Here is a 13270-nt window from a genome sequence, read left to right as displayed (position 1 = left end):
CGGCCGGACCTTGACGGTCCGGCCGGGCTCCGCGTCGACGTCGCGGCTCGGCACCCTCCCCACGACGAGCGGGTGCTCGTCCTGTTCTCCTGGAAGGCGCCTCTCACGATCGGCCTTCCGGTTCCGGTCGGGACCTGCGTCGTCACCCGCAGCCCGGGGTGTTGGGACCCGCGGGACGTCTCACCGTTCTCCGGTCAGCCTGGGGCTCTCGGGGGATGTGGTTCCAGCGTCCTTGCCGGTCCGTCCTCCCGTGCGGGAGGGCGTCGTTGGGGGCTGCTGCCGTACCCGTCGAAGCCGATAGTGACGTTTCTAGTCCTGCTCGGGCCACCCGTGCAAGAGGTCGACGGACCCTTTTTCGTCGGGCCCGTTCACCACAGGTTCGTCCACAACGAGATCCCTGTCCTCCCGTGTCTACCCACAGGCTTGTGCACAGAATCTGTGGATAACTCTGGGGACAGTTCACACCCAGAACCTCGCCGTGCTCTCCGCCGCGATGCGTTCCTCGACCTCCGCGGCCGACACCTCGAAGCCGCCGTCGTCGACCAGGACGCCCTGGACCCTGCCCTGAAGCACCGCGGCGAGCCGGGCGACGGACGCACGCATGCGGGCCCGCGCGATGAGGTGCAGGCCCGACGGCTCCTCGACGTCGAGCTCGTAGACGTCGGTCGGGAGCCACGAGAGCCGGTACGCGAACGGGCCGTACTCACGCCAGTCGAGCGGCGCCAACGACGCCGGCACCCTGTCCACCTTCTGCACCACGACCTGCACGACGCCGTCGTACGGCGTCTCCCCGACCAGCGCGAAGTCGATCAGCCGGTCCGCCCGCTCCTCGACCCCGGACACGTGCGCGCCCGGGACGAAGGTCCGCAGCACCCCCAGGGCCGACTCGGGCGTGAGCGCGTGCGCGCTGAACAACGTCAGGTCGACGCCCCGCGCGGGGTCTGGCGTCAGCACCTGCGTGCCGTCGACCGCGACGCTGCCCCCGACCTTGCGTGCGGCCGCCACGGCCCACCGGACGACGCGGAGCTCCAGCTCCTCGGGGAGCCCCGCCGCGAAGATCCGCCCGAGGCCGTCACGGTCCTCGACGTCGAGCGGAGCCCTACCCCGTGAGGAGTGCGCCACCCGGACCGCCCACACCTCGGCGGCCGAGGAGGCCAGGCCCAGCCCCTGCGCGCCGGGCGACAGCACCACGAACGGCCCGACGACCTCGACGCCCTCGGTGAGGCGGAGCACCCCGGGGCGACGGACGTCGTCGGGCACCACGCCGCGGAAGCGCGCGCCCGCCATGGGGCGCTCCGCCGGACCGCTCGTCGGCTCGCTGACCCAGCCGGCCTCCGGGAACCAGGCCCTCGAGAGCGCCTCGATCCCCGGCAGCGCGACGCCGCGCGAACGCGGCAGCGCGAGCAGGTGGTCACTGCGGTACAGGTCGGGGACCCACCCCGTCGGAGGAAGCGTCATGACGTGACGCTAGGCGCGTCGAGGACCGCCCAGAATGCCGGGAGGTTACGGGCGTGGGTCGGGTGCGGGCTCGGGCCGGTGTCAGGCGCGTCAGGAGGTCGGGGCGCCGACGTCGTGCAGGTGGTGGACGACGTCGTGCAGGAAGTACTGGCCCAGCGTGCGCACCGTGAAGACCGAGCCGTTCGACCGGCGGCCGGGCCGCTCCCAGTCGTCGGGCCCGACGGCGTCGAACCGCCCCGCGACCCGGTCGCCCGCGATCGCGATCTCGCGGGCGAGGAGCTGCGGGTCCTGGTGCTCGTAGTCGCCCGCGAGCGCCGCCGCGTCCTGGTCCCAGTTCGCGAACAGCGGGTCGTCGCCCTCGACCATCGACGCGAGGCGCACGTCGAAGATGGCGAACACGTCGCGCACGTGCGCCGCGTACTCGAGCGGGGACCACGTGTGCTCGTCGGGGCGCACCGCGACGTCCGGGCGAGCGAGCACGTCCTGCCAGCGCGGGATCGTCGCGCGGGCCGCGGACCCCACCCGGTCCGGGTCGAACGTCCCCGCCTCGAACCCGCACTCTGGGCACGGGCGGTCCAGGACCCAGGTCCAGTCCTTGGTGTCAGGGGTGATACCGGAGGGATCGGCCTGGCCGGGCTGCTGAGGCGTCGTCATGACGGGATGCTAGGTCCTCGTCGCGCGGCACGGAAGCCCCGGTCCAGCCCGTGGGCCTCACTCCTGCGGGGCGGGCGGCGGGATCTCGTCGAGCAGGAGGACGTCGAGCGGTTCGAGCATCCACTCCTCGAACGGCACGCTCTGGAACAGGTCGAACAGGGCGTCCTCGCCCGCGGTGAAGGCTTCCGACGACTCCCAGGTCGTCGTGAGGACCAGGCGCTCGTCGTCGCCCTCCGACCACACCGCCGACTGCACGAGCCCCGTGACCGACCGGGTGATCAGGGCGGCCTGCTGGAGGTAGGCGAGCGTCACGTCGCGGAACTCGGGGCGCGGACGGTGCACGACGACCTGCGTGAACATCGGTCCTCCCCGGTCTCGGCTTCAACGCTACGAGCCGCTGACGACCCCTGGGAAGAGTACGACAGGGTGATGTCCTGAGCGTCATGCCGCCCGGGCCCCGTCGCCCATCTCGTCGAGGGACCGTCCCTTGGTCTCCGGGAGGAACCGCAGCACGAAGAACACCCCGAACGCAGAGACCGCGGCGAACGTCCCGTACGTCGCCGGCAGCCCCCACGCCTCGCTGACCACGGGGAACGACCTCGTCACGGCATAGTTCACGAACCACTGCACAGCCGTGGCGACCGCGAGCGCCGTCGCCCGGATCGCGGGCGGGAACATCTCCCCGAGCAGCACCCAGCCGAGCGGCCCCCACGTGAGCCCGAACGAGACGACCATGAGGTTGACGGCGACGAGGGCCGTCATGGCCCACGCCATGGGGAAGACCAGCTCGCCCGAGGCCGACGTCGTCGCCTGCCCGAACGCGAACGCCGTCACCGCGAGCGCGACCGCCATGCCCACGGACCCGGCCGCGAGCATGGGGCGACGCCCGAACCGGTCCGCGAGGCCGATCGCCACGACCGTGACCGCGATGTTGACCCCTGCGGTCACGAGCGACATCGTCAGGGCCTCGGACTCGGTGAAGCCGACCGACTCCCACAACGACGTCGAGTAGACGAACACCGCGTTGATGCCGCTGAGCTGGATGAGGGCCGCGACGCCCAGGCCGATCCACACGATGGGCCGCAGCCCCAGGGCGGGGCCGCGCAGGTCCCGGAGCGAGGTCGTGGCGTGCACGCCGATCGACGTGCGGATCCGGTCGACCTCCTCGTCCACCTCGTCGTCGCCGAGGCCCGTGAACCCTTGCAGGACGCGCTGGGCCTCGACCTCGCGCCCCCGGCCCACGAGATAGCGGGGCGACTCGGGCAGGCGCAGGGCGGCGAGCCCGTAGAGCGCCGCGGGGACGAGCTCGACCAGGAACATCCAGCGCCACGCGGGGAGCCCGGCCCAGAGGTCGTGCACGGCGCCCCCGGCAGCGCGGGACATCGCCAGCCCGACGGCGAGCGCCACGAAGATCCCGATGGTGATGAAGAGCTGCTGCAGCCCGCCCAGGCGCCCGCGCGAGCGCGGCGGGGCGATCTCGGCGATGTACGCGGGCGCCATGACCGACGCCGCACCGATCCCGACGCCCGCGAGCAGCCGCACCGGCAGCAGCACGGCCACGGACGGGGCGAGCGCCGCGGCCACGGCGCACAGACCGAACAGCAGCGCGGAGAGCAGCATGACGCGCACGCGGCCGAGCCGCTCCGACACCGACCCGGCGAACCAGGCCCCCACGGCGCACCCGAGGAGGGACAGCGAGGCCACCATGCCGCGCATGCTCGCGGTCAGCTCGAACTGCTCGCTCAGCGCCCCGACGGCGGAGTTGACCACCGACGTGTCGAACCCGAACAGCAGGCCGCCGAGCGCAGCGGCGACGCACGCGAGGACCACCTTGCCGGGGACCCGGGGTCGCGGCCGCGCGTCGGTGGTCATGGTCGGAACCGTTCGGTGCTCATGGTCCGAACACTGCCACGGGGTGGCGCACCGGGCGCAGCGGTCGAGGGGTGATCCTCGCCGTGATCGGCGTCAGACCCCGCGAGCACCCGGGACCACGCTCGTTCCGACAGAGCCTCAGAGCACCTGGCCGGCGAGCGCCGCCGACTCGTCGTCGGAGAACAGCCGCGACCGGATGATGAAGCGCACCCCCTCGGGCGCCTCGACGCTGAACCCCGACCCGCGCCCCGGCACCACGTCGACCGTCAGGTGCGTGTGGCTCCAGTACTCGAACTGGCTGCGGCTCATCCAGAACGGCACCGTGAACGTCGCCTCCCCAGGATCGACGGCGTCCGCGCCCCCGTCGAGCACGATCCCGATGCCCAGCGGTCCTGCGGGACCGCTCAGCGCGACGTCGGCGAGCTCGGGCTCGGCGAGCTCGGAGAACGGGTCGACGACGACCAGGTCGCCCAGGTGCACGTCGGCCTCCGACGTCAGGAACTCGCCCTGCGGGTAGCACATGGGCGACGAGCCGTCGCAGCACCCCCCTGACTGGTGGAACATGAGCTCGCCGTACTGGACACGCAGGCGCGCGAGCAGCTCGGCCGCGGCCGGGGTCAGCGCCACCCGGTCGGGCCGCACCTCGCCGGGCGACGGTGCCCCCGCCCCCGGTGCGGCGACCTGCGGACCGGACGTGACGTCGTCGGGCATGATCCTTCTCCCCTCGTGGCGGACTGGACGGCGGAGCCGCTGACTGGACGAGCGGGCGGGGCCGTGCTTTCGGGCCCCGCCCACGACGGCGGGCGCGGCCTAGAAGAAGCCGAGCCTCGTGGCCGAGTAGCTGACCAGGAGGTTCTTGGTCTGCTGGTAGTGGTCGAGCATCATCTTGTGGTTCTCGCGGCCCACGCCCGAGCCCTTGTACCCGCCGAACGCGGCCGCCGCGGGGTACGCGTGGTAGCAGTTCGTCCACACGCGGCCCGCCTGGATCTCGCGGCCCGCCCGGTAGGCGATGTTGGCCTCGCGCGACCACACGCCCGCGCCCAGGCCGTACAGGGTGTCGTTCGCGACCGTGATCGCGTCGTCGAAGTCGGCGAAGTCCGTGACCGCCACGACCGGCCCGAAGATCTCCTCCTGGAAGATGCGCATCGAGTTCTTGCCCTCGAAGATCGTCGGCGTCACGTAGTAGCCGCCCGCGAGGTCCCCGCTCATCTCCGCCCGGGTGCCGCCCGTGAGGACCTTTGCCCCCTCGGCCTTGCCGATGTCGATGTAGCTGAGGATCTTCTCGAGCTGGTCGTTCGACGCCTGCGCGCCGATCATCGTCTCGGTGTCGAGCGGGTTGCCCTGCTTGACGGCCTTCGTGCGCTCGATCGCGTCACCCAGGAACTGGTCGTAGATCGACGTCTGGATGAGCGCGCGCGACGGGCACGTGCACACCTCGCCCTGGTTCAGGGCGAACATCGTGAACCCCTCGAGGGCCTTGTCGTAGAAGTCGTCCTTCTCGCGCGCCACGTCCTCGAAGAACAGGTTGGGCGACTTGCCGCCCAGCTCGAGCGTGACCGGGATGATGTTCTGGCTCGCGTACTGCATGATGAGCCGGCCCGTGGTGGTCTCGCCCGTGAACGCGATCTTGCGGATGCGCGGGCTCGACGCGAGCGGCTTGCCCGCCTCGACCCCGAACCCGTTGACCACGTTGAGGACGCCCGGGGGCAGCAGGTCCCCGATGATGTCGATCAGGAACAGGATCGACGCGGGCGTCTGCTCGGCCGGCTTGAGGACCACGCAGTTGCCCGCAGCGAGCGCCGGGGCCAGCTTCCACACCGCCATGAGGATGGGGAAGTTCCACGGGATGATCTGCCCGACCACACCCAGCGGCTCGTGGAAGTGGTAGGCGATGGTGTCCTCGTCGATCTCCGAGATCGACCCCTCCTGGGCCCGGATCGCGCCCGCGAAGTAGCGGAAGTGGTCGATCGCGAGGGGGATGTCCGCCGCGAGGGTCTCGCGCACGGGCTTGCCGTTCTCCCACGTCTCGGCGACCGCGATCTTCTCGAGGTTCGCCTCCATGCGGTCGGCGATCTTGTTGAGGATCACGGCGCGCTCGGTCGCGGTCGTCTTCCCCCAGGTCCGGGCGGCGCCGTGCGCGGCGTCCAGGGCGCGGTCGATGTCCTCGGCCGTGCCGCGCGCGACCTCGGTGAAGGTGCGGCCCGTGACGGGGCTCGGGTTCTCGAAGTAGCGCCCGCTCGCCGGGGCGACGTACTCGCCGCCGATCCAGTGGTCGTAGCGAGACTTGTACTCGGCGATGGCTCCGGGGGTGCCCGGGGCAGCGTAGACGGTCATGTGCGTCTGCCTCCTTGCAGTGCTCTGTGCCGTGCGTGGCCCGCCGCCTGCCGTCTGCCCGCCGTCCGGCGCGGTCCACATCCCGGGGCGCACCGTTGCGCCCGGGTGCACCGGACGTTACGCAGCGCAGGGTTGCAGGAGGGTTGCAGTCACGGTGTCAGAACGAGCGCGCCGTCAGCGCAGCGAGCGGTCCAGCAGCGCGAGGCGCGCGCGGGCCCGGGCCGCCGCCGGGGTCCCGGGGGCGGCGAGCGCCGCGAGCCGGCGCCACGCCCCGTGGTCGTCGGCGCCCTCGTCGCTCGCGAGCCAGCGCCCCAGCGCCCCGACGTCGCCCGACGCGAGGACCGCCCCGCGCACCTCGGCCGACAGCTCGTCGCGCAGCCTCTCGACGCCCGGTGCGACCGAGCGCGGCAGCACCGGGCCCGGGTAGGCGGTGAGCGCGGCGTGCACGTCGCCCGCGGCGAGGAGGTCGCGCACGGTGTCGAGGTCGGTGCGCAGGGGCGCCCCGAGCCGGTAGGGCCGCGACCCGCCCAGCAGCGGCCCGACGGCGCGCCGCAGCCGCGACACCTCCGCGCGCACCGTCACGTCGGAGAGCTCTCCGGGGTGCAGCAGCACGGCCAGCTCGTCGGCGCCGAGCCCCCGCGGGGACGCGGCGAGCAGCAGGAGGATCTCGCTGTGGCGAAGGCTCAGGCGGCCCGACGGCGCCGCGTGCGTGCCGCCGTCGGGCGCGGTCGCGTAGGTGCCCGGGGCGGGCCAGCCCGCCGCTGCACCCGGCGCGGCGCGGAGCACCCCGTTGGACACGCCCAGCACGTCGAGGCGGGGGGCGAAGGGGCCGATCCGCGAGCCCGTGGCACTCTGCTCGAACTGCTCGGACCGCTCCGCCCGCTCGGCGAGCTCGCGCTCGACCGCCGCGACCGAGGCACGCACGAGCGACAGCACGAGGCCCGACGCCGCGACCTGGCCGCCCGTGACGTCGAGGACCCCGAGGACGCGGCCCGTGCGCAGGTCGCGCACCGGGGCGGCCGCGCAGTTGAACGACTGGACGGGACGCGTGAAGTGCTCGGCGCCGAGGACCTGGACGGGTCGGCCCGTCGCGAGGGCCGTTCCGGGGGCGTTGGTCCCCACACGCTCCTCACGCCACACCGCACCCTCGACGAAGCCGATGCGCCCGACGTCGTCGCGCACGCTCGTGCTGCCCTCGACCCACAGGAGCCGCCCGGAGTCGTCCGTCATCGCGACGACCGCGCTCTCTCCCGCGAGCCCCGCGACCAGGAGGTCGCGCACGATCGGCATGGCGCGCGCGAGCGGGTGCCGGGCCCGGTAGGCGCCGAGGTCGGCGTCCGACATCGATACGTCGGGGTGGGGGACGTCGGGGTCGACGCCGCTGCGGGCGCTGCGCCGCCACGATGCCGCGACGAGGGGACGGATGCCGGGCGGGAGCGCTCCCGTGCTCAGGAAGGCCTCGTGGGCGGCGCTCACGGTGGCAGGGTCGGTCATGATCGCCTCCTTCGACACCTTCGTCGAGTCCTGCCGGTCCTGGGGCCAGTGTAGGTGGCTCGGCGCGCGCCGTCCTGGGCCGCGGAACGGCGCGGATTAGCAATCTGACAAGGAGTGCCTATGATGTCAGCATGCCGAAGATCATCGGCGGTTCGCTCCACGAGCACCGCGCACAGACCCGTCAGAAGCTCTTCGCGGCGCTCTCGAACCTCATGATGGACCGCGGCTTCGACGCGATCTCGCTCGCGGACATCGCCTCCGCGGCAGGCGTGGGACGCACCGCGGTGTACAACCACTTCCCCGACAAGGAGTCGCTGCTCCTCGGCTTCATCACGCACGAGACCGAGCAGTACGTCGGGACGCTGGAGCGCGCGCTGGAGGGCGTCGACGACCCGGTCGAGCAGCTCCGCACCTACATCCGCCAGCAGGCGCAGCTCAAGCGGGTCTTCCACCTGGCCCCCGGACCGGACCTGCGGACCGTGCTCTCGCGCGGCACGCAGCAGCGCCTGCGCGAGCACGCCGTGATCGTCGAGGACACGCTGCGCCGCATCCTGACCGCGGGCATCGAGTGCGGCGAGTTCCCCGAGCAGGACCTCGGCACCACGGTCCAGCTCGTCAACGCGTGCCTCTCGGGTCGCCTCATCCCCGAGGACCCCGCCCAGCGCGAGCGCGCGATCGAGGCGACCGAGGCGTTCGTCCTGCGGGCCGTGGGTGCGCAGGAGCTCGTCGCCGGCTGAGGTTTGACACCTCGCGCGGCAGGCTGGGAGCCTGCGGCGTGACCTCGACCGCCCCGACTCCAGCTCCCCGCGCCTTCCTCGCCCCGACCCTCACGTTCGTCCTGGCGACGTTCGTCGCGTCGGGCGCGCTGCTCCTCCTCCAGCCGGTCTCGGGGATCGACCCGTCGGTGCTCGCTCTCGTCCAGCTCGGCCCCGCGGTCGGTGCCGGGGTCACGCTCGCCGTCTTCCGCGGGCGCCTCGCCCCCCTCCTGCCCGACGCCGTCCCGCGCCGTCAGGTCGTCGCTCACCTGGTCCTGGCGCTCGCCGCGTGCCTGCTCTACTGGGGCGTGCTCGTCGCCGTGCTCCTGGTGCAGGGCGAACCCCTCGAAGGGGTGCACGCGACCGCGGGCGTGCCGTTCGTGCTGCTCCTCCTCACGTACCTCGTGGGTGCGGCCGGCGAGGAGATCGGGTGGCGCGGGATGCTCCAGCCGCTGCTCGAGAACCGGTTCTCGCTCCTGGCCGCGAGCATCGTGACGGGCCTCGTGTGGGGCGTGTGGCACGTGCAGATATTCTCCGCGGGGCCCGTCGTGATCGTGGGCTTCCTGCTCGCGACCGTCGCCCTGTCGGTGCTCATGGGCCACTTCGGGCGAGGCACCGTGCGGCAGCGCGTCGCGCTCGCGACCCTCGTGCACTGGCTCGTGAACCTCGCACTGCTCGTCACGCTCGGCGACCGGCACTCGACGCCCGGCGGCACGGTCGCGAACGCGATCGCCGCGCTCGTGACCACGGCCGTGTTCATGGCGATGTTCGCCGCGGCCCAGCGCAAGCGCGGCAAGAGCGCGCTCGTGGCACGCCGGACGCAGGACGTCGCGGCCTAGAGGAGCCCTTTCCGGACAGCGGCTCGCCGTCCTCCCGGTCAGCCCTCGCGCCGCCAGCGGCCCCGACGGGCGCCTAGAGTCTTCCGGTGCCCCCAGCCCTCCCCCCGCTCCCCCCTGACGACACCCCGACGACGCCCGGGCGCCCCGACGGGCCCGGCCGGCGCGGGCTCGGCCGGTCCTTCACCAACGTCTTCACGGCGAACATCAGCTCGAGCCTGGCCGACGGGATCGCGCGCGTCGCCGCGCCGCTCCTCGCGACCCGCCTCACCGACGACCCGCTGCTCATCGCCGGCATCGCGGCCGTCGCGATGCTCCCCTGGCTGTTCTTCGCGATCCCGTCCGGGGTGCTGCTCGACCGCATCGACCGCCGGCACGCCATGGTCATCGCCAACGGCGCCCGGACCCTGCTCGCGGCCCTGCTCCTCACCCTGTTCGCGACCGGCACGCTGACCATCTGGTGGCTGTACGTCGTGATCTTCGCGTACGGCGCGCTCGAGACCCTGTACGACGGCGCGATCCGGGCCGTCGTCCCCGCGATCGTGCGCCGCCCCGACCTGCCGCGCGCCAACTCCCGCATCGAGGCGGGCGAGCTCGTGGTGCAGAACTTCCTCGCCGTGCCCCTGACGTCGGCGCTGTTCGCGGTGGCCGTCGTGATCCCGCTCGGGATCGGTGCCCTGTCCTACGCGGTCGCGGGCGTGCTCGCGTTCTTCCTGCCCGCCGCCGCGGCCGGTGCCCACCGGGCGCATCAGGCGCACCACGCGCTCCCGCCCGTCCGCACGACCTTCGCCCGCCAGCTCACCGACGGCTTCCGCTTCATCATGAGCCACCCCATGCTGCGCCCGCTGTGGTTCCTCAGCATCCTGATCGCGCTCTTCTTTGCGGCGGCCATCGCGACCGACGTGCTGTTCGTGCTCGAACGGCTCGACGTGCCCGAGCAGTGGTTCGGGGTGTTCATGCTCTCGGGGGCCGTCGGCGGGATCGTCGGCGCCGTGGTCGTGAGCCCGCTCAAGGTCCGCTTCGGCGCGGGCCCGGTCATGGCCGCGGCGAACTTCGTCGGGCCGGTCGCGCTGGTCGTCATGGGGTTCTTCCCGACGGTCCCGGTCGCGGTGGTGTGCTTCGCGGTGTCGTTCGGCTCGACGTCGGTGTGGAACGTCCTGGTCATGTCGCTGCGGCAGGCCGCGATCCCGGGGCACCTGCTGGGCCGGGTCCACGGGACGTGGCGCACGCTGCTGTGGGGGACCATGCCGCTCGGCTCCCTGCTGGGCGGGCTGCTCGCCCGGATCGACCTCACGACGCCGCTGCTCGTCGCGGGCGGGCTCACGGTCGTCGTCGCGGCCGTCGGCTACCGGTTCCTCCACGGCCTGCCCAACCCGGAGGACGTCGCAGAGCACGCGCTGCCCACGCGGTGAGGCTCCGTCCCCGCCTGCCCACTCCGTGAGACCTCCCCCACAGAGCATAGGTAAACCTCACCTCACTGTTGTATCGTTCCTGACGCGACGTCATGACGATGTGTCACGACACACCGCGGACCCGGCGCCGACCACCCGGCGCACGTGCCGACGTCGTGCACGTGACACGACGAACCGCAGGAGCCCGCTGAGATGACCGCCGAGACCCTTCCCGCCGTGGACGCCGCACCCGCGTCCCTGTCGCTGCGCCTGCGCGAGGGCACCCGCCCCGAGCACGAGCAGGCCGAGACCACGGGCTTCGTCGAGAAGCTCATGGGCGGCGAGCTCGACGTCGCCGCCTACACGGACCTCGCCGCGCAGCAGTACGCGATCTACGGCGCGCTCGAGCAGGCCAGCGCCCAGATCCGCGCCGACGCCCAGGGCGCGACCCTCGTGTTCGACGAGCTGACCCGCACGCCCTCGATCGAGAAGGACCTCGCGTTCCTCGTCGGCCCCGACTGGGCCACCGAGATCCGCATCCTGCCCGCGACCGAGGCCTACGTCGCGCGCCTGCTCGAGGTCGGCTCGTCGCTGTCCGCCTACGCCGCGCACGCCTACACGCGCTACCTCGGCGACCTGTCGGGCGGCCAGATCATCAAGCGCATGATGGAGCGCCACTACGGCCTCGGCCCCGACGGCCTCGCGTTCTACACGTTCGACGAGATCCCCAAGGCCAAGCCCTTCAAGGACGTCTACCGCGAGCGCCTCGACGCCCTCGACCTCACGGACTCCCAGCTCGCCGAGACCGTCGCCGAGGCCAAGCGCGCCTTCCGTCTCAACAGCGCACTGTTCGCCGAGCTCGGCGCGGTCCACTGCTGACCGCTCGTTGAGCACCGCCCGCCGCCCGCTCGACGCCGGGCGACGGGCGGCGCGCGACCGTCCCGACGTCTCCAAGATCACAGAAGATCTCGGGGACCGGCATGCCTCCTGGCGGCCTGCGTAGGTTAGCCTCAACTTACCCGAAGCCGCCCTCTCGCGTGGGCGGCCGACCTCTGCTGGAGCCCTGTGATGTCGCACCCTGCCCGCGTCCCGTCCCCCGAGCACCGACGCGGTCCGCTGACGCGTGGCCTGCGCCGCTCGCCCGTCGCCGGTGTCGCGACGCTCGCCGCGGTCCTGCTCGCCGCGGGCTGCGCGCCGCTCCCGTACGAGCCGCCGGCACCGACGCCCGCACCCACCACGGACTCCGCCCCCGCCCAGCCCGAGGCCGAGGCCGTCACCCTCGACGCGTGCGCGGCCCTCGAGACGGGCCAACGCGCCACGGTCGACCCCGCGTCGTTCCCGACCGGCCCCACGACCGCGTCGTTCGCCGACGACGTGATCGACCCGATCGTCACCGCGCCCACCCCGACGCTGCCCGTGACCGTGCCGTCGCACGACGGCCGCCAGGTGACGGTCACCGACGCCTCGCGCATCATCGCCGTGGACCTGTACGGCACGCTCGGCGAGATCGTCTACAGCCTGGGACTCGGCGACAACGTCGTGGGTCGCGACCTGCCGACGGGCTTCCCCGAGGCCGCCGACGTCCCCGTGGTCACGGGCGCCGGGCACGCCCTCAACATCGAGACCATCCTCGGCCTGAACCCCAGCGTCATCCTCACGGACGCCACGCTCCTCACGGACACGGCCCGCACCCAGCTCGAGTCCTCGGGCATCCCCGTCGTCTACTTCGACGAGGCCCGCACGCTCGACGGCATCGACGACCGCATCACCGCGGTCGCGACCACGCTCGGCGTCCCCGAGGCCGGCGCGGCGCTCGTCGCGCGCACCGACCAGCAGGTCTGCGCGGCCCTCGCGGGCGTCCCCGCGGACACGGGCAACCCGCTCGTCGCGTTCCTGTACCTGCGCGGGTCCAACATCAAGATGCTGTTCGGCCCCGGCTCGGGCGCCGACGACCTGATCCGCGAGATCGGCGGCCAGGACGCCGGCACCGCGATCGGCCTCACCCAGCAGTACGCCCCCGTGACGAGCGAGGCCATCATCTCCGCGGCCCCGGCCGCGTACCTGGTCATGACCGACGGCCTCGAGTCGAGCGGCGGCCTCGACGCCATGATGGCGATCCCGGGCCTCGCCCAGACCCCTGCGGGCCAGAACCAGCGCGTGGTCGACATGGACGGCAGCCGCCTCCTGACGTTCGGTCCCCGCACGGGCGAGACCATCGCGTCGCTCGTCGAGGCGTTCTACGGGGTCCCCGCGCCGGACCTGAGCGTGGTCGGCACGGCCGCCGCGTCGGCGGACGCCGGGTCGACCGCCCCGTGACGCCCACCTCTGGCCCCGCCGGCCCGACGACGTCGCGCACCACCGCGGGTTCCCTCACCACCGCGCCGCGCACCCGGCGCGCGACGAGCACCACCGGCGGCGAGCCGGACGGACCGGGGCGCGGCGCCGTCGGGCCGGGTGGTGCTGGTGCTGCCGGCGG

The 13270-nt window shown here is 72.9% G+C and carries 12 protein-coding genes; 5 read left to right on the top strand and 7 right to left on the bottom strand.

What is annotated here, in order from left to right; translation table 11 throughout:
- Positions 1 to 459: 459 nt before the first annotated feature.
- From H9652_RS13880 to H9652_RS13850, 7 genes are all read right to left on the bottom strand, one after another.
- Positions 460 to 1458 carry a hypothetical protein gene (locus H9652_RS13880; protein WP_191796770.1) on the bottom strand — a complete coding sequence of 333 codons (999 nt, stop codon included), beginning with the start codon at positions 1456 to 1458 and terminating at the stop codon, positions 460 to 462.
- 90 nt (positions 1459 to 1548) lie between these two features.
- On the bottom strand, positions 1549 to 2112 hold the full coding sequence (locus tag H9652_RS13875; protein ID WP_191796769.1) for a DinB family protein: 564 nt from the start codon (positions 2110 to 2112) through the stop codon (positions 1549 to 1551).
- Between the two features lie 57 nt (positions 2113 to 2169).
- Positions 2170 to 2472, bottom strand: a complete 303-nt coding sequence (locus H9652_RS13870) for an antibiotic biosynthesis monooxygenase (RefSeq protein WP_191796768.1) — start codon at positions 2470 to 2472, stop codon at positions 2170 to 2172.
- An 81-nt stretch (positions 2473 to 2553) separates the two neighbouring features.
- Positions 2554 to 3984, bottom strand: a complete 1431-nt coding sequence (locus H9652_RS13865; protein WP_191796767.1) for a sugar porter family MFS transporter — start codon at positions 3982 to 3984, stop codon at positions 2554 to 2556.
- 138 nt (positions 3985 to 4122) lie between these two features.
- A complete protein-coding gene (locus tag H9652_RS13860) occupies positions 4123 to 4695 on the bottom strand; it encodes a DUF779 domain-containing protein (RefSeq protein WP_191796766.1) in 573 nt (190 codons plus the stop codon).
- Between the two features lie 99 nt (positions 4696 to 4794).
- Positions 4795 to 6318 carry an aldehyde dehydrogenase gene (gene adh / locus H9652_RS13855; RefSeq protein ID WP_138822410.1) on the bottom strand — a complete coding sequence of 508 codons (1524 nt, stop codon included), beginning with the start codon at positions 6316 to 6318 and terminating at the stop codon, positions 4795 to 4797.
- 174 nt (positions 6319 to 6492) lie between these two features.
- Positions 6493 to 7812: a sigma-54-dependent transcriptional regulator family protein gene (locus H9652_RS13850; RefSeq protein ID WP_191796765.1), complete on the bottom strand. Its 1320-nt coding sequence runs from the start codon at positions 7810 to 7812 to the stop codon at positions 6493 to 6495.
- A gap of 131 nt (positions 7813 to 7943) precedes the next feature.
- Between H9652_RS13850 and H9652_RS13845 the strand changes: the two genes are divergently transcribed.
- The 5 genes from H9652_RS13845 to H9652_RS13825 all read left to right on the top strand — a co-directional run bounded on the left by H9652_RS13845 (position 7944) and on the right by H9652_RS13825 (position 13110).
- Positions 7944 to 8549 carry a TetR/AcrR family transcriptional regulator gene (locus H9652_RS13845; RefSeq protein ID WP_138822406.1) on the top strand — a complete coding sequence of 202 codons (606 nt, stop codon included), beginning with the start codon at positions 7944 to 7946 and terminating at the stop codon, positions 8547 to 8549.
- Between the two features lie 38 nt (positions 8550 to 8587).
- Positions 8588 to 9406 (top strand): CPBP family intramembrane glutamic endopeptidase, encoded by an 819-nt coding sequence (locus H9652_RS20360; RefSeq protein ID WP_191796764.1) that lies wholly within the window; start codon positions 8588 to 8590, stop codon positions 9404 to 9406.
- A gap of 86 nt (positions 9407 to 9492) precedes the next feature.
- Entirely contained in the window at positions 9493 to 10815 is a 1323-nt protein-coding gene (locus H9652_RS13835) for an MFS transporter (RefSeq protein ID WP_191796763.1), read from the top strand.
- Positions 10816 to 11007: 192 nt separating this feature from the next.
- Positions 11008 to 11673 carry a biliverdin-producing heme oxygenase gene (locus H9652_RS13830; protein WP_191796762.1) on the top strand — a complete coding sequence of 222 codons (666 nt, stop codon included), beginning with the start codon at positions 11008 to 11010 and terminating at the stop codon, positions 11671 to 11673.
- A gap of 189 nt (positions 11674 to 11862) precedes the next feature.
- Entirely contained in the window at positions 11863 to 13110 is a 1248-nt protein-coding gene (locus H9652_RS13825) for a heme/hemin ABC transporter substrate-binding protein (protein ID WP_191796761.1), read from the top strand.
- The last annotated feature ends 160 nt before the right edge of the window (positions 13111 to 13270 follow it).

It is taken from the genome of Oerskovia rustica (assembly GCF_014836555.1).
In the GTDB taxonomy this organism is placed as follows: Bacteria; Actinomycetota; Actinomycetes; order Actinomycetales; family Cellulomonadaceae; genus Oerskovia; species Oerskovia rustica.
Note: the sequence above shows the minus strand (reverse complement) of the source record. Positions and strands in the feature narration are given on the sequence as shown.